This is a genomic window from Pseudoalteromonas sp. APC 3355 (assembly GCF_030407615.1).
In the GTDB taxonomy this organism is placed as follows: domain Bacteria; phylum Pseudomonadota; class Gammaproteobacteria; order Enterobacterales; family Alteromonadaceae; genus Pseudoalteromonas; species Pseudoalteromonas distincta.
On record NZ_JASDDB010000001.1, the window covers coordinates 598824 to 617064 of the forward strand.

Genomic DNA, 18241 nt, shown 5'->3' on the forward strand with positions numbered 1-18241 from the left:
CCCTGTAAACTGCTTAAAACAACCGTTGTTCAATTTTTATGGTATCGCCCGCTGCAATTTGGCTATTTAAACTACCTTTTTGTTGCTGCTGTTTAGTTTGCTCTTTAAATATGTATATTTTATCAATAGAGGCGCGCTCAGTTAAACCACCGGCAAGCGCAATCGCCTGGTTAACCGTCATTGCGGGTTGATAAGGGTAAGCGCCAGGCTCTTTAACTTCACCATGAATATAAAAAGGTCGGTATTCAATTACCTGAACATATATATTTGGATTTACTAAATAATCAGGTTTTAAACCTTGCGTTATAACTTGTTCTACTTCAGAAGTGTTAAGACCAGCTAATTTAACTTTACCTAAAAAAGGATAATTAACTTCCCCACTATTACCCAAAAGTGCAGTAACCTCTAAATCGGGTTGGCCAAATACTTTTATTTCTACCTTATCACCAGCACCAATTACATAACTTTGCGCTGTTTGCGCAAAGCTAACACTACTAAATATTAGAAGTGTTAAACTAAAAATAAACTTCATTAGTTAGCCTTTAAAGCAAACGTAAAATTAACACCTACAACTACTCGATCGAACTCAATTGCATTTTGTGTAGAATTTTTATCAATAAAATCGACATAAGTAGAAACCATACCAAATCTACTCGCAATATAATTTAAACCTAAGCGTGCACTCTTAGTTTTATCTTTTCGGCCAATATCACCTGTGTATTGCTCGTCAATATAAGTAACTCCTACAAGCGAGCTTAAATAATCGCTCCAGCTATGTGTCCAATTAATACCGTAAAAACTTTCTTTAATATAATCGCCTTGTACTAATGGGTCTTTTGCTGCTCGGCTAGTCATAAGTTGAACGGTAGAATAACTAAGTGGCTGCCAGTTAACCCCAGCTTCCCAACTTAAACCGCTAAAACTCTCACGTTCATTGGCACTAAAATCTTTATTTTGATAACCCAATTTAAATGAACCTGAAGTAAGTGCTGTTGCTTCCCACTCCATACCAAGCAGCACCTTTACGTCGTCTGAGTCACGTGATATGCCGCTACTTGCTAAAAAATCGTAACGATAATTTTCTTGCTTAACTTCTAAAAATGTACGTGTAGCAGCTTGAGTATTGTAATAACCGGTAATACCAACCAACGATTTATCGTAATCACGAAACTGTGACACGGCTCTAAAATTTTGATATTTTTTACTATAAAAACCCGCGTTTAAAGCAACTTGTGCTTTTGAGCTTTGCGCACCATATTCATAGCGTGCTGTAATATTTTGCTGCTGGTATTTTACAAGCTCATTTACTGCATCCCCAAGGCCCTCAGTTAAACCACTGCCACGCGGCTCATAAAGCCAGTCGGCTTTACCATTAACATCTAGGCGATGCTGGCTGGTAAACTCTTTATGTACACCAACACCAATATTTACTTGGGTAAAATTATCAACGCTCTCCTTATTATGCAAAGAGCTACTTGTGCCTAAATCAAGGTTATAACTATCGGGGCCGTCTTCAATAGCTGCCTTTATATTAGGGGTAATGGTCCAAATTGTACGTGACTCTTCATTTTCTGGCGTACTAAAAAAGTTATTATTACTGCTTATACCCGTTTGTAACGTTGGCGTAATTTCGGCGCCATCTTTAGTTATAAAACTACCTGGTTTTAAATTAGCAGCCGCAGGTGCTGCGACCCCTACACTTAACAAAGCAAATATAGGTGCAAGTGTTTTAGTATGCATTCGCATTCTTAAATCCTTTAAAAATTGTCATAAAAATAATTTTTATATCAAACCATAACGACCAGTGCTTAATATAATGTAAGTCAAATTCAACACGTTTTTCCATTTTGTTCAGCGTATCAGTTTCGCCGCGCCATCCGTTAATTTGAGCCCAGCCTGTTATACCTGGCTTTGCTTTATGCCTAAACATATAAAACTCTACTTTTTTACGGTATTCCTCATTATGGGCAACCGCGTGAGGCCTTGGCCCGACTATCGACATATCGCCTTTTAAAACATTTATAAATTGCGGTAATTCGTCAAGGCTTGTGCGGCGTAAAAAGCCACCTAAAGGTGTAATACGCACATCATTTTTTGTGGCTTGCGTTACCACTGCACTGTTTTCTGTAACACTCATTGAACGAAACTTCCATACTTTAATTTTACGTCCATCAAGCCCGTACCGGTCTTGCTTAAAAATCACAGGGCCTTTTGAGGTAAATTTAACAGCAAACGCAATTGCAACAAGTACAGGAGAAATCAGCATTAAAATAATAGAGGCAACAACTATATCTTCAGTACGCTTTATAAATTCACGAGCACCTATAAACGGTGATTCAAACACACTTAATGTGTCAACATCCCCAACATGCTCAATACGAGCATGTATTAAGTTAGATATTAAAAAGTCAGGAATTATATGCACATCAACCGTTGTATCACCCAGTTGACGCAAAATATCAGCTATACGCTTATCAGCTTTCATAGGTAAAGCAATATATAAAACGCTAATTACACCATCACGGGCTGCATCTACTGCATTTTGAATTCGTCCTGCAACATCGTGTTTTGTTGAGTTTTCAAAAAGTCGCTCTGGTTGCCTGTCATCATAAAAACCTAAAAACTTAAAGCCAAGTTCGTCATTTTTAGTAATCTCGTTATATAAATGTACTGCTGACTCGGTAGCCCCAACAATGGCAACATTGCGTAAATTTAACCCTAGTTTACGTCTACTTCTTTTAAATAAGTATGCAGCAAGGCGCCAAGCATATAAAAAAGTTACGCTTAACAAAAACCACAAACCCAGACCAATACGAGAAAGCGACTCAGTAAACTTAAATGCAAACGATATAAGAAACAAAACGACAAATGCAGAAAACAAAGAGCCCCAAGCACAAAGCACCATAGTTCTAAATTTACCAGCACGCCAAGAGCGATAAGCGGAGAATATTTCAGCACAGTATAAATAGCTCAAAGCAACGGTTAAAACCGAAACCATATAAATAGGAGTGAGCTCAAAGCTATAGAACAAAGCCGAGCACTGAAAGGCTAAAAACAATGCAAAAATATCGAATAACCGATAAAAATTCGCATCAGACGAGCCATTAGGCTTAAACGTCCTTGAAGATGTCATAATACTATGTATCCCTATAGATATCTTAAAAGTGAAATAAGCTCCACAAAACTGTGCGGCAAATGTTACAGTATCATACTAAAGTATTCAACATTAAGGATGACTTTATATATAGTAATATTATGTAAAATGTCTTTAAGTAGCGAGGAACTTACACAAAACAAAACAAATATAAACTTACACAAACATTCATAAACACCTCCAAACAGAAGCATCTTATTTTTATTTAAACAAATCTTTAAACCAAGCCCATACCCCAAAAGAGTAATTACTAAATATATCAATACCTAAAGCCGACTTAACTAAATAAATAATAAGCAGCAAAGTTGTAATAACAAAAAAACTAAACATAGATATAGTGATTGCCTGCGATATAGTTGCTATTTTTTGCTCTTTTTTACTAAGTTCTCTTCTGTTACGACCAGCCAGTAAAACAAAATAGTATCTGTATTTAAAAAACTTAATTACACCTCTGCAATCCACAGCATGCTTACCCCACTGCCTTGCACCTATAGCCACTTTTAAATGAGCTAGCTGCTCTTCAGTAAAGCTATCTTGCACATTACTAGGCATACGATTTAGTAAACTGCGTATAGCTGGATCTGCTTTTAATTTCGACAAACGTAAATCCTACTTATTTTTGAAATACAAAATGTTAATAATATAAACAATAAAAAAGCCAATTAAAAACTTAATTGGCTTTTTAAATAAAAAGTAAATATTTACTTAATTGTACTTGAGCGATATGTATTATTATTTAACCAACTAGGTTTTTCGACTTTAGGAATTTGACCATCTTGAGATATATTAGTTTGATGGTAAGAATGCTGATTCCATATTCTAGTCGCATTTTTCCATGGTTTACTACTATCAGCAGCACCATATACAGTTACACCGTTTTTAATTGACCAGCGAGAATCATAGTTATTAGAAACAACAACTAACTCAGCGTTATTATCGCCTTCTAAATCTACTACTATTGGATATTCCCAAAGTGATGCCGTTGAATTATCAACGGTTGATAAAACTTCACCATTAACACCATTAAGCACTCTAACAGTAAGATGATCTTGAACTATTACTTCATCAATACCATCGCCATTAAAGTCATAAGCGCTTACACCTATTTTACCACTCCACTCGTCATCGTTAGCCACAGACCACACTAACTGCCCATCTTTATCGTACATAGTAACAGCTGTGTAACCCGCGTTTACAATGCCCATACGAGTTGAACCTAAAAAGTTTGATATGGCTTGTGCACCACCACCTGAGTTAGCCTCAGTATTAACTTCCCACTTAACGTTACCATTATGTTCAAGTACTACTATTCGACTTTTTTCTTGTGATAAAGTACCAGAAGGAATTGACAATATAATCTCAGGCTTTTTATCATCATCGAGATCGGCGACAGATGAGAACCATACGTCATTTTCGCCCTTATATGACCAAAGAACAGCGCCATTTTCATCTAGTAACTCACCTTTGGTAAATACTTCCTGAATACCATCATTGTTTGAATCAAAAATAGTAGATGTTGGTGACCTATTAAAATTGAATAACGAGCCAGTATCATAATTATAAACAGCATCTCCAAGCGTAAACTCTAAAGAACCATCGTTATTTATGTCTGCTATAGCTATATCACTGGTGGTTCTCCAGCCAGAATTGATCTTGCCTATTTGTTTTTTTGCTACTCCATTGTTATCAATCACAGATACAAAATCTTCAAACCTACTCGTAGCTATAATTTCAACTATATCATCATTGTCGAAGTCAGCCGCCCCCACCGAGAATGCCGCATCAGCCATAATCGCACCTTGAGAGTAATCCCATAACTCAGTGCCATTAATACCGCTCAGCGCTCTTACAACTCCGTGTGAGTAATCTCCATTTTTAAAGGTAACAACGACTATATCAGCCACATCACTATTATTGATAACACCGTCATTGTTATCATCATTTAGCTGAACAATAACTGGAGTGCTCATTACTTGATTGTATTGCGGCATAAAGTCACTAGAATTCCATTGCCATTTTGGTTCCATTGCAAATGGAGCAATTGGTTCAGCAACAGATGGTAGGTTCCCTTTAAACTCACCACCTAATAATGCCATCGAACCACGAAAACTCTGGCCAATTACAGGCATTTTTGCGATACCAAAAGAGGCTTTAATATCAGCATAAGGAGCTAAAATCACCCCTTCCCAGCGGCTACCTTTAATATTAAGATTTTGAGCATCAACAAAATTAAATACAGTTTTAGAAGTATGCTTTCTTAACCTAGCAAAGCTTTTACTTCTTACATTTACATTTTGATCGCCTGTTATATTAAAAATAACAGTAGCTCCTTTAGGTATACCACGAACTTTAAAAGTATGAGCTTTAGCAAATCGCTCAGCATCTACATTAAATACTTGAGTTTCAGATGTACTATCACCTTTTAGGTAAAGCCCACCCCACGTCCATTTAGTTGTACCTGTTTCGTCAAGCTGATTGAGTTCTGAGCTTAAACTTTTATAGTATTCTTCTTGCTCATCAAAGCTAAACGGGAATGCAGATTCATCTTGGTGGCTTTTAATGCTTGAACCTTGCTCCATGCTCCAACGCACACTCCAATGGGTGTCAATACCACCACCGGCAAGCATGCTACCAACAAACTGGCGACCGCGCTCAAATTCAATGCCTGTTTCGCTGATTAAGTAATATTCATTAGGGCTCGATGAGCGGTTATAGCCAACACTGTAAACACCTTTTAAATTAATATCGCCAGCAGCAATAGCGCCATCAGCACGGCCTACGTGAGACTTAAACTCGTCAAATACAAATGCAGAAAAGTTATTTGCAACACCTAAGTCTGCTGCTAATGTTTGCGAGCTAGCTAAAGTAAGTGCAATCATTGCGCTTAATTTTTTAAATTTTGTTAATGTTTTAATCATTTCTTCCCTCGAAAATAAAAAGTCCATTATCATGCATCAAATTTAAAGTAACCTTTATTAAGGTTACTATTCCTATTATTAATTCAGGACATTATATATACAAACAAGATCAAAAAAAACAAAAAACACTACAAAAGGATTACTTTATTACTAAAATAACAATGTAAAACAACAAAAAAAGCTAAAAGCAATGATAAACAAAGAAATCAGGGCAAAACTTTAATACCAAATAACTAGAAAATGTTTAATTTAAGTTTATAAAGTTGAGCAAGGGCTTTCTAGTTAACCTCTTATACTGAAGCAATTTACTGTACGAGGTATCAAGAGAAAATTTAAATAGCAAAAATAAATTCATTGTTATAAAACCTAGCTTACATAACTAAGCCAATCATAGGGCGACGACACTTTTAAAGTTTTACCATAACCACAATTAACAAACAAAGTAGTATTACAAAAATTATCATACTTAAAATTAAAACTTGAAATCATCCAAAATAAAACACCATCCTTGTGCGTATACTAATATGTCTTTAGGCAATCATTATTAATAGCACTTTAGTATTGAAGTAAAATAATACTCTGAATAATTAGTGCAAAGAATTATTTGCTTTGATAATTTCAATATTAAATGTTGCCTGCAACTATAAAAACACAACTATAGCTCTGAAGTACTCTAAGGATTTAATCATTCATATACTTATTATTTTGATTTATCTTTAAGTAGTAAATATGCAAATTTAGAGTTTGTAATTAAGTAACGCTTCCACATTCTGCCAGGTTCTTGCATAACTCTATAAAACCATTCTAAGCCTGCGTTTTGCATCCACCGTGGTGCACGATTAACTTTTCCAGCTACTACATCAAATGTACCTCCTACGCCCATAACAAAATCAACACCTAATTTGTCTTGCCACTTATTGATAAAGTTTTCTTTTTTGGGTGAGGTAATTGCTACAAATAATAACTTTGCACCTGATTCACGTATTTTATTAACAACAGCTTCCTCATCATCCCAAAAATAGCCATCGTTATACCCAGCGATTATTAAATTAGGATTTTGCGCTGTCACTTTATCAACGGTTTTAGTAACTACATCTTCGGTAGCACCGAGTAAAAACACAGGGAAATCTCGTCTTGCACTCATTGTTAATAGCTCATGGAATAAATCAACACCAGCAACACGTTCTGGTACATCATGACCTAAAAAGCGGGCCCCAAACACGACGCCCATCCCATCTATATTTATTAAATCGCACGCTCTTACTGAATCAGCTAAAACAGGATCTTTTTGCATGTTCACAATTTTTGCCACATTAACTACCACGTGCTGTAAAAATTGCTTTTTCTCTATTCTACTTTCAATAAAAGAAACTGTTTCTTCCATTGTTGCTATATCCATTGGTGCTTTTAGAAATTCAATTCGTTTCATTTTTATATCCGTTTTAAAAGTGGTTCAGCTTCTACTTTGTTAACTAATTTTTTGGCTATGTTTTTGACTATGAAAGTAAGCAAATGAATAATAAACCCACGCTTGGGTCCAACGTATGTAGTTTATTTTATTAGTAAAAAGCTTATTTTTTTGATAAATAAAACGCTGCTCTTTTGATAGGTACAGTGTTTCAATAGATCGGTTTATTATTTTTTCAGCCATAGCAAAGTCATCGGCTGTTTTACCTACTTTTAATAACGTAAAAATAGCTTGCGACACACTATGCATGTCTAATGGATAACGGTTGTTATTATAATATTTAGCAGTACCGTCTTTTTCGAATAGGTGCTCTTTATAATATTGTAATCCTAGCTTAATAGGCTCTTCAAATTCATCTGTATTTAGAGCATCACTTAATAAGCGTAATGCTTCTAAATTGTAGCCTGTGTGAAAACCGTCTATAAATTGATGATGATGGCGAGCGCCATAAACCCAAGAGCCATCAGTTCCCTGACCTTTTACTGACTGACGCGCAGCATTTAAAGCAAGCTGCTTATAATTTTCATTTCTTGTAAGTGTAGCCACTTTTGCTACCCATGCAGCGCCCCATAGACTTGCGTTATGTACAAATGTATTTTCACCTGGTATGTAGCCAAAAAACTGTTTATCATCACTTTCTTTGTATAAAGTTTTAACTATAAAATGAGCACTATCAAGCGCTGGTTCTCTATATTTATTTTCGCCGGTCACTTCACTTAATGCGTATAAAGCTTGTGCCACATAAATAGTGGTAATAACGTTGGGCTTACCCTTTGGCACAAAAAAAGCGCGGGCATTCCAGTCAAAATGATATCCCCAACAACTATGTAACCAAGTAGTTTTATCGCTTTGTTGGGTAAGCAACCAGTCAGCAAGTTCTTTGGCTTCATCTAAATATATTTGCTCATTCTTTGCTTTATAGTCTTCCAGTAAACCTAAAATAAATAAACCAATTCCTTTAGGATTACGCTTTTTTGGTACCCCGCATAATGGTCTTAAGTTTATTGCTGAACGTTTATGTAACTGAATCCAAGCAAGCCCAACAAGACCCCTTTTTAAACGAGGGAATAATTCAAATAGCTTACTATTGAGTCCATCAAAAGGGTCTTGTCCTGCATAATCATCACTTTTAGCGATAAGAAACATTTTTTTTGTTATTAAACCAACCTGACAACTCATTTCTCCGCCCTTATAATTAATTTCTGGTAGTAATTTGATAAGCTTTTAGCTACTACATCATCTTTAAAACACTCTAAAAACTTACCCTTGGCAGCCTTTCCAAATTGAATTCGCTTGTCTATGTTATGTGTGAGCTCATTTAATGCATCAGAAATTTGTTCTATGTTACCTGGTTGTACTAACAAGCCATGAACATTGTGTGTAATTGCATCTTCTACTGCACCTACGGGTGTTGTTATAACAGGCAAACCTACAGACATAGCTTCAAGAATACTCATAGGTAGGCCTTCAGCATAACTTGGTAGTACAACGACATCAGTGCGAGATAGTAGCTCCAGTTTTTGTTCTTTATCGATCCAGCCCAAAACTTCAACTTTGTCTGCAATTTTTAATGTGCTACATAAATCGTGGATTTCTTGAATGTTGCCATTACCTGCAATTAGTAAACGAGCATTATCGCAAGGTGACAATGCAAAAGCATTTAACAAATCTTTAATGCCCTTACGCTGTGATAACTCTCCCATAAAAGTAAAGTTGCAAGTATCGTGTTGTACTTTATTTAATTTAATTTCAGGAACTGGGTTGAATAAAACATTCCAATTTCTATCCGTTAATCGCTCAAATTCTTTTACCCAACTAGATCCTAAACACAAGCATAATTCATACTTTTTAAACGTATTAATTACTCTGCTTTTTTGTTTACTATTTAAATTATAAAAAAAATTATCCACTTGCGCTGCATGGCATTGATAAATCGTTGGTATGGAAAAAAGTCTCAACCAAAATAAAAAATAACTTTTACGCTGAAAACTTCCTTTTAACGAACCATGTATATGCGCAACATTAAATCGTTTAAATAATAGTAAGAAAGGAAAATATATTGCCGAAATTAATAACGAAAAGTACTTATTACCCCACCCACTTGGGTTGTGGGAGTGAAAATACTCTATATCATGCTCTTTATTTAAAAAATCATTATTCATAAATGTGGTAACTACTGAGGCAACACCACCCTTAGCTTTATTAGAAACACTAATGACTAAAATTTTACTTTTCAATTTTATAATCCCTTACAGTTTTACTGTATAATTTTCCATAAACTTATTTTTCAAGCCCCCTAATGCGGACTGTAATCCGTCAATACCAAATAATGTATTGATTTCAATCACTACAATTCCATTATTTGTTATAGCAATATCCCAGCCGGTTAAATTCAAAATTATATTTTTATTCGCAAGTTCTAATATTTCATTTTGAATATTTAACCAATTAGGAATTATTAAATCTTTAAATTTAAAACCGGAGTCTGGGTGCTCATAAAAACGGGATGAGCCATATTCATGTGTTGCATAATCTCTAAAAGCGTGACCGGTTAGTAAATCAATACCTATAACAAGGCCTCCTGCAGATGTATTGTCTATTTCACTACCCTTCGACCCCATTCTTAGCGTTGTAGCTATTATCTCTACTTGCCCTTGAGTATTTCTTTTTGTAATAACCCTAAGAGTGTTTACACTGTGAGCGTAGACGGCTTCGATATCCAAATGCTGTGAAATAGCTTCTTCTATAACAAAATCACCTTTCAACTTACTAACATAATCAAAGTTTAACTCTAAATCTGAGCCTTTAATTTTATAAACATCGTCTTGCTTTTTAGCAATTAAAATTCCACTACCTCCCCGCCCATTTGCAGGTTTAATAAATAATTTAGCACTATGGGAGGAGCTTAATAATTCTGCAAAACTATCGTTATTTAGTGCAATACCTTTTGAATTAAAAATATAGCGAGTCTTTTTCTTAGCTATGACATTTGCCGTTGGGAAGTTCATTCCATCAAACAACACATCCATTACTATTTTATCTTCTACAATATTAAGTAATGCTTTAGAGTTATCATACTGCGGAAATATAATCTTATAAAAATAATAACTAGGTATAAATTGCTTCATCTCATCGATGGTCAACGTACAGTTAGCTGAGTAAAAATCATGATTGAAATATTGCAAAGGAAAACACCCCCAATACTTTTTCAATGCTTTAATTTCAGACTTAATTACAGCAATATCTTTTTTATCCGTAGATTGCTTAAAACGCTGCATATTTGCTTTGTACCTATAATTAAATTTAATTAAATAAAGGCACCGAATTTTTTCCATAACTGTATGTTTTAATAACTGTAACATTTTCATATTGCTACCTTTGCAATTCACAAATAGCTTGTCTCATTTTGCCATTTTTAGTTCTAATAAAATCATTAACTACAGTTATAGTGACTTCCATTTTATGGCCTAACCGCTCTTTAATATTAGTAATTAGTTTTAAGCGTTCAGAGTCGATAAAATCTGAATTACAAGTGACTAAAACTTCTATTTTCATTAACTCTTTTTGAATGAATTGAGTACCTAATAAACCATCAACCCCTTTAGGTATATGATTTAGTATATGTACCTTTTGACCATCTTCAGCGACTAAGTAATCTCCAACCCGACCTTCTATACTCTCAACAATAGGGAATACTCTTCCACAAGCACATGAAGTTTTATCCGATAAAATTACATGATCACCCGTTTTATAGCGTATTAATGGGTAAAGTGAATTATTGTAATTAGTGCCTATTATTTCTGCTCTTTCCTTACCTTCTTCGCTTTCACCTGCCGGAATTAATTCAACGTGCGAGTAATCCGTTAAAATATGATAAGAACCGTGCTCACAACTGCCAATAGCCGCAACACGTTCAAAAAGGCCATACCAATCAAATACTGTACATTTAAATCTTTTTTCGACTAATATTTTATCTTCTTTTGCCAAAGACTCCGATGAGGTAACTATCGACTTCAATACACCCGGATAATATAAATCATTAGTATCTAAGTATTTTGCGAGTGTAACTATTGAAGATGGGTATGCTTGAATTATTTGCGCATCAAAATCAGCCATTGCTTTAATATAACTAGATAAATGCTGCTGACTCATATGAAATGAAGAAAGCATAATCATGTTTTCAAAATAAGAGTAACGCCAAAATGGCGCTTTTTTTTGATTTAAAGGAACAATCATATCCCCTCTTATCCATGCTCTTTTATCACCATCCTTAAAGCCAGCCCAAGCCATCATCCTGTTGACGAATGCTTGCTCAATAACTACAGACTCCATATTCTGTAAGATTGTCAACGGAGAGCCTGTAGTCCCACTAGTTGCACCTTTAATTATTGGTCCGTTTCTTTTTGAAGATAAAAACTGGTCTTTATTTTCATTAATAGTTTTTTTATCTATAAAAGAAAAATCGTTTATTTCTTTTGCATTCGTTTTATAAAACTCAGTATTTTGGGTCGCTTCATTAATTATTTTTTTTTGCATTTTAGTTTGGTAACTACTTAATGCGTTAATATCAAAATCGTGAGTCATCAGTTCACTAGTAAGCTTTGCGCACTCTTTATTCTCACGTAGTTTCTGCCTTATGAGAGCTCTAATACTTAATAAAACATTTTGAACTAAAATAGGGCTTGATTGATATATTTTATTCGTAAACATTAAAAGTAGTCCTTTGGATTAACGTTCGATTTAATTACTTTACCCGGTATACCAGCTACTACACTATTGTCTGGGACGCCAATAACTACAACGCTATTAGCTCCAACAACACAATTATTGCCAACTTTTACTTCTCCCAAAATTTTAGCACCTGTAGCTATAAAACAGTTATCACCAATAATGGGAACATTTTTCGATTTAGATTTCCCGCCAATAGTAACATTAGATCCTATGACACAATTTTTGCCGATAATGGATCTTTTATGTATCACTACCCCTATTCCACCATAAGCGAATATAGTGTTACTGCCAATTTCGCACTCTGAAAAAACAGCACTATTGTGGAAAATACGAATTAAAGCATTAAATAACTTTGGTAAAAGTGGGGTTTTGTTTTTATAAAACCAAGAACCTATTTTATATAACATCATTTTTATATTTCCTTGAATAAACTAAATATAAACACGAAAAAAATAACATAATGACAGGGGTTTTAGTGGTCAGTGCATTATTTGTTAACGATACTGCAAATAACACGAGTAAAGAAACTTGCATATAAATATCATTTTTCCAAACCATTTTTATTGATATTAAAAAACTAGAAAGAAGAAGTAAAATAGTGCCAAATAAACCAAAGCTGACTACCCACCCTATTACATAGTTTTCTATTACATTAATACCAATATAAAACTCTATATTATTCATAATTGAAGCTGAAGCACCTAGCAGCCATTCACTAATACTTAATTGTTCTAAAATAATAAAAACATCAAAACGCGCTTGTGCGCTGCCATCTATATACAGTTTACTTATAATCCGCTCACCCACTGGTGTAAGTGTTAAAATTAAGATTATTACTATCAATGTGAGTAAAAAAAATGCTTGCGCTAATGCAAATTTAAGTTTTGACATTTTGATGCCAGCTGTAAAAAAACGCATCGAATTTGGTAGCGTCATTATTACGAAACCGGCCAAAAACATTCCTGCGGCTCCTCTTCCACCAAAAGCAAATAGCGCGATTAACATAACTGTAAAATAAATAAAGACAGGGATCTTCGTTTTATTTAATAATAATAAAGCCAAAGAGGCAGTAATTAATGCATTATTTAATGGATGTGTTAATAGAGCAGTTGAACGAAAATGTGAAAAGCTTGAAAAACTAACATCAACCAAAGTTTTGCCTAATATAAATTCTAAGATAGCAATTACGGCATTAATAAATAACAAATAAGCTACTAGCTTTAATAGCTTGTCTTTATGTTCGTTTGTTAATTGGCTTAAAATATATATAGCCAACAATGCAGACACTATTGTATCTATTAAATAGGCCATACCTGAAGTACCAAATCGATATAATCCATATAATACAACAATAGAAACACTCAGCGAACTTATTAGCCAAGCGCTCTTTAGTTCTTTTAAATTACCTAACGGTTTACTGATGCCTTTTTTAAGCGTAAGCAATACAGTAAAAAACAATAAAACATAACTATATATATGGATTTTTACTAAAGGGCTACCGCCATCAGAAACATATTTAACACCTAAATCTTCCAGCAGATACCCGCCTAAAATAAAAGAAGATATAAAAACGAAAAGCATTGCTCTATACATGGTTTGGCTATTCATGATTGCGAATCCAGTGTCGGCATTTTTTATAGTTTAATAAAACCATTACTACTAAGAATATTAATATTCCGAATAATACATTTATGGCTAAATATAAAGTTGGAATTTCTATATATAAGAATTGCTTTGTATAAAAAAAATCGAGTAAATAGCCCATACAAGCAGATGAGAAAATTATTTTATATACTTGTCTAGGAATGATGAATTTATAACCTTTTTTAAGTGATACAAATAAACTTAGAAAAAAAGATATTAAACTGGTTATTAAAAAAGAGAATGCTGCACCGGTTAACCCATAGTTTGGTATTAATATCGTTAATAACACTAAATTTAATAGTAATGATATTAAACTTATTCTCGGTATATACTTAGTACTTAATGAAAATTGAAGACCATGATCTATATAATGCGCTTTTACATTCAAGATGAAAACTGCTGCACATAATATGTAAATTATAGTCGTTCCTTGCGACAAATATTCTTCGCTGAGCAGTAATTGAGTAATCGGTTGAGCTAATATACAAAAGCCTAATAGCCCTGGTAACGTAATAAACATTAGAAGTGTTAAATACTCGCTATGGGCTTTATATAATTCAGTCTTGTTATTAATTTTTTTTGTGAGTTCAGGGTAGCTCGGCAAAGCAACAACCATGAAAATTAATGCGCCTATCCCCAAAAGAATGTTCGAAATAGCCGCATAAATGCCCGTTTGAGCCAAACTCAATGAATCAGCGATAAAGTAACGATCTAAACGACTTGATATGGACGCTACGAGGCCACTTACCATTAATGGTATTCCATATGTATAAATAATATTGGCATCAACTGAAAAAAGTTCTTTTATACTTATCTTTAAGCTTTTAAATACAATTATACCTGCTATAAAATTACTTAAGGCTAAAGCAAATAGAGCCAGTAATAAATCTGCTTTAATTATTAGAAAAAACCAGGTAAATATTATCGCCAATACAGATTGAACTAAAACAGCGAGGCGATACGGATTCAAGCGTTCCATAACTCGTGCTAACTCTAAATAAAATAAGTACAACGCTTTAGTTACAAAAAGTATAAATGTAGTAACTAAAATATTTAAACTTAATAAATCGGTTAAATACAGCCCTAAAACCACCAAAAAAAATGCAGGTATGGTACAACACAAAATTATAGAACACGCTATAGCAGCAAAACGTGAGTGTTGCTCTTTAGTTTTACTTGGTAATAGACGTAGCATGCTCGAGTTGACCCACTGAGCAGCAACAGCTCTTACTATTTCAACGGTAAGCAGCATTAGTGACAACATACCATATTCAGTAGTTGTTAATAGCTTCGTATGAATACTAATTAAAGCGAAAACACTTATTGCTGCAAATATTTGAACAGGTGCATATTTTAATAGTTGTTTAAGCATCATTTAACTTCATCTATAACTTTTACATATAAATCACTGTATTGCTCAAAAATGCATGTAATATTAAATTTAGTTTCGAGAGCGCGTTTCGAGTAGTCTACGTTATGCTTTAAAACAAGATTATTAATTTTGTCGGGGCTCAACGAGTCTGAGTAATATAAAACCCCCATTTTTTCAAAGAAAGTTTTCTCATCTTCAAGTATGCCAACCTCAGTGGCAACTAGAGGTAGACCAACAGCTAACATCTCTAAAGGAGCTAAGCCAAAAGTCTCTTCGCTAGAAGTAAAAACACCTAAATCAGAATTAAGGTATTGCTCAACAATTTGGGTTTTGTTTAGCTTACCTAAAAAGCTCACTTTTCCTTCTAAGCCCAAAGAAGTCACCTGCTTTTTAAGTTGCTCAGTGTATAGTCTATCGGCGGCTGGCCCGATAATAATTAGAGAAGACCCAAGACCACTTTTGACTAGTTTATTAAACAAAACGATAGAATCTTCGAGCCTCTTTCTTGGTGTTAATAATGCACAGGTCACAAGCTTTATTTCTTTTCGTTCACGTTTTATATAGTCAGCTTCAAAATATTTTTGATCAATTGGATTATGAATTACTTTCGATTTGAAGTTATCCTCAAATAGTGCTTGCTCTAACTGCTGACCTACGACAACTACAAAGTCACTCCGTGTTTTTAAAATTAGCGGAATAACCCTTTCATATAAAAAATTATTCACTAAGCCAACATCTCTACGGGCTATTTTTTTATAACTATGAACTGTAACTACTGTTTTACCTGTAAAGCCGCTTCCAATTAATGAACTCCAAAAATGCGTATGAACTAAATCTGGTTTAAGTAACTTTAATAATTTACGAATATGCCAATTTTGCCAAAGAATACCTGGAATTTTTAAACCCGTTTGTTTACTAGATGCTGGCAACCAAATAAAATCCACATTATCGGCTAAGTTAATAACTTCACCTGTGTAGGATGTTTTACTCTGCGGATCGAGCCCAATGATAGTAAACTTAAAGCTAGTGTCAGAATGATTAACCAAATATTCGGCAAACATTTGGCAAACACTGTCTACCCCACCACAGTTTTCTGTACCCCACTCATAAGTTGAGAGGGGCATAATTAGTGCTATATGTTTTTTATCCATAATACTTATTCATAATATAACGACCGGGATCATGTTGATGCACCACATGTGATGGGTTGCCTACTGCAGTTGCATTTTCAGGTATATCCTTAACCACTACTGCACCAGCACCAATAGTAACGTTATTGCCTATAACAATATTTTCTACAATACATACCATAGGCCCTATGTATACATTATTACCAATAGAGGCAGCTTTGCCGTGATTGCTGCCTATATTTACAAATTGACTGATATTGCAGTTAATTCCAATTTCTACTGATGGGCTAATAACGATTCCAGTTGCATGCCCTAAATAAAGTCCGGCGCCAATTTTTGCTTCTTTAGGTATTTGAATTTGATATTTAATTGAAAGATGAGTATGCATATATCGAGCAAAAAGTTTTAATATCGAATTACTGGAGCTAGTAAGCCTTAACCAAAATGTATATTTAAAAGATCGATTATTGTTTAACAAATCTTTTATTAATAAATTATTTGAATAACGGCCAGTTTGACGGCTTAAGTCACTTTTAATTAGCTCAAATGGAGTCATCATTTAACTTACATTATCCCGCGCGTGTCTATAACAACTTTTGAGGCAAATTCTGTTTTATCTGCTGCTTTAAATTGTTTGTGATCTACTAGCACTACTATAATATTAGCTTGCTCTAATGCTGTTTCTAATGTTGTAAGCTCTACACCTTTTAATGAAAGCTTTTCAGGTAATTCTTGTATATTAGGTTCTACTGCTAAAATTTTACCTACGTTTTGTGTGGCTAGCTCTTGTACTATTTGTAATGCAGGGCTTTCACGCAAGTCGTCAATATCGGCTTTAAATGCAAGCCCTAAACACGCTATAACTGGGCGTTTAAACTCGTCAGCGGCTTTAGCTATTTTACTTATTACGTAATGCGGTTTTGCATCATTTGTTAAACGCGCTTGTTTAATTATTTTTGCTTCGTCTGGGCAGCTAGCAACAATAAACCACGGGTCAACAGCAATACAGTGTCCTCCAACACCCGGGCCTGGGTTAAGTATATTTACGCGAGGGTGGCGATTAGCTAATTTAACTAATTCCCACACGTTAATTTTAAGCTTGTCGCAAATTACCGATAGTTCATTAGCAAATGCTATGTTTACATCACGAAATGAGTTTTCTGTTAGTTTTGCCATTTCAGCTGTACGTGCGTTTGTTACGATGCACTCACCACGCACAAATGTTTCATATAATTTTACTGCTTTTTCACTACACGTTTTACTCATACCACCGATAACACGGTCGTTAGATACCAGCTCTTGTAGTACATAACCTGGTAATACGCGTTCAGGGCAATGTGCGACGTTAATGTCGGCAGCATCGCCTTTATCTTGTGGGAACGATAAATCAGGGCGAGCTTCACTTAGCCATTGTGCTAGTTGCTCTGTTGCACCTACTGGCGAGGTTGATTCTAAAATGACTAAATTGCCTTTTTCGAGTACTGGGGCAATAGTTTTAGCTGCAGATTCTATGTAGCTTAAATCTGCTTTATGATCACCGCTTTCGCTATGGATAAATGGTGTTGGTACTGCAACCATAAATACATCCGCTTTTTCTGGAACCGTTGTTGCTCGTAAGTTACCTGTAGAAACAACACCGCGTACAATAATATCTAAATCAGGCTCTACAATATGTATTTCACCAGCGTTAATTGTATCAACCGCTTTTTGATTTACATCTAAACCAATAACGTTGATCCCTCTTGAGGCTATTACAGCTGCTGTTGGTAGTCCTATGTAGCCTAAACCTACTACTGATACTGTTTTAATTGTCATTACAAAATC

General features: G+C 34.6%; 16 protein-coding genes. All 16 read right to left on the reverse strand.

What is annotated here, in order from left to right:
* Positions 1–13 precede the first annotated feature (13 nt).
* The 16 genes from QMA08_RS02605 to wecC all read right to left on the reverse strand — a co-directional run bounded on the left by QMA08_RS02605 (position 14) and on the right by wecC (position 18232).
* The gene (locus QMA08_RS02605; RefSeq protein ID WP_010554202.1) at positions 14–532 is read right to left on the reverse strand and encodes a polysaccharide biosynthesis/export family protein; all 519 of its coding nucleotides are present in this window, start codon (positions 530–532) and stop codon (positions 14–16) included.
* Positions 532–1746: an outer membrane beta-barrel protein gene (locus QMA08_RS02610; protein WP_290173581.1), complete on the reverse strand. Its 1215-nt coding sequence runs from the start codon at positions 1744–1746 to the stop codon at positions 532–534. The genes QMA08_RS02605 and QMA08_RS02610 overlap by 1 nt, the downstream gene beginning before the upstream one ends.
* A complete protein-coding gene (locus QMA08_RS02615; RefSeq protein ID WP_290173582.1) occupies positions 1730–3133 on the reverse strand; it encodes an undecaprenyl-phosphate glucose phosphotransferase in 1404 nt (467 codons plus the stop codon). Before QMA08_RS02615 ends, QMA08_RS02610 begins: the two co-directional genes overlap by 17 nt.
* A 222-nt stretch (positions 3134–3355) precedes the next feature.
* Positions 3356–3754 (reverse strand): 3-phosphoshikimate 1-carboxyvinyltransferase, encoded by a 399-nt coding sequence (locus QMA08_RS02620; RefSeq protein ID WP_290173583.1) that lies wholly within the window; start codon positions 3752–3754, stop codon positions 3356–3358.
* 101 nt (positions 3755–3855) lie between these two features.
* Positions 3856–6072, reverse strand: coding sequence for a choice-of-anchor A family protein (locus QMA08_RS02625; RefSeq protein ID WP_290173585.1), 2217 nt, complete (start codon positions 6070–6072; stop codon positions 3856–3858).
* Positions 6073–6772: 700 nt separating this feature from the next.
* A complete protein-coding gene (locus QMA08_RS02630; protein ID WP_101162733.1) occupies positions 6773–7501 on the reverse strand; it encodes a WecB/TagA/CpsF family glycosyltransferase in 729 nt (242 codons plus the stop codon).
* 39 nt (positions 7502–7540) lie between these two features.
* Positions 7541–8719 (reverse strand): aspartate-semialdehyde dehydrogenase, encoded by a 1179-nt coding sequence (locus QMA08_RS02635; protein ID WP_290173587.1) that lies wholly within the window; start codon positions 8717–8719, stop codon positions 7541–7543.
* Positions 8716–9777, reverse strand: a complete 1062-nt coding sequence (locus tag QMA08_RS02640) for a glycosyltransferase family 4 protein (protein WP_290173589.1) — start codon at positions 9775–9777, stop codon at positions 8716–8718. The genes QMA08_RS02635 and QMA08_RS02640 overlap by 4 nt, the downstream gene beginning before the upstream one ends.
* Before the next feature lie 12 nt (positions 9778–9789).
* Positions 9790–10908 (reverse strand): sugar-transfer associated ATP-grasp domain-containing protein, encoded by a 1119-nt coding sequence (locus QMA08_RS02645; RefSeq protein WP_169043501.1) that lies wholly within the window; start codon positions 10906–10908, stop codon positions 9790–9792.
* A 4-nt stretch (positions 10909–10912) separates the two neighbouring features.
* A complete protein-coding gene (locus tag QMA08_RS02650) occupies positions 10913–12250 on the reverse strand; it encodes a phenylacetate--CoA ligase family protein (protein WP_290173592.1) in 1338 nt (445 codons plus the stop codon).
* Positions 12250–12681: a DapH/DapD/GlmU-related protein gene (locus QMA08_RS02655; protein WP_290173593.1), complete on the reverse strand. Its 432-nt coding sequence runs from the start codon at positions 12679–12681 to the stop codon at positions 12250–12252. Before QMA08_RS02655 ends, QMA08_RS02650 begins: the two co-directional genes overlap by 1 nt.
* The gene (locus QMA08_RS02660) at positions 12668–13879 is read right to left on the reverse strand and encodes a VpsF family polysaccharide biosynthesis protein (RefSeq protein ID WP_290173595.1); all 1212 of its coding nucleotides are present in this window, start codon (positions 13877–13879) and stop codon (positions 12668–12670) included. The genes QMA08_RS02655 and QMA08_RS02660 overlap by 14 nt, the downstream gene beginning before the upstream one ends.
* The gene (locus QMA08_RS02665) at positions 13872–15290 is read right to left on the reverse strand and encodes a lipopolysaccharide biosynthesis protein (protein WP_290173597.1); all 1419 of its coding nucleotides are present in this window, start codon (positions 15288–15290) and stop codon (positions 13872–13874) included. The genes QMA08_RS02660 and QMA08_RS02665 overlap by 8 nt, the downstream gene beginning before the upstream one ends.
* Positions 15287–16438, reverse strand: coding sequence for a VpsD family glycosyltransferase (locus QMA08_RS02670; protein ID WP_290173599.1), 1152 nt, complete (start codon positions 16436–16438; stop codon positions 15287–15289). The genes QMA08_RS02665 and QMA08_RS02670 overlap by 4 nt, the downstream gene beginning before the upstream one ends.
* Positions 16431–16976 carry a serine acetyltransferase gene (locus QMA08_RS02675; RefSeq protein ID WP_290173600.1) on the reverse strand — a complete coding sequence of 182 codons (546 nt, stop codon included), beginning with the start codon at positions 16974–16976 and terminating at the stop codon, positions 16431–16433. The genes QMA08_RS02670 and QMA08_RS02675 overlap by 8 nt, the downstream gene beginning before the upstream one ends.
* A 5-nt stretch (positions 16977–16981) precedes the next feature.
* Positions 16982–18232 (reverse strand): UDP-N-acetyl-D-mannosamine dehydrogenase, encoded by a 1251-nt coding sequence (gene wecC / locus QMA08_RS02680; protein ID WP_290173602.1) that lies wholly within the window; start codon positions 18230–18232, stop codon positions 16982–16984.
* Between the last annotated feature and the right edge of the window lie 9 nt (positions 18233–18241).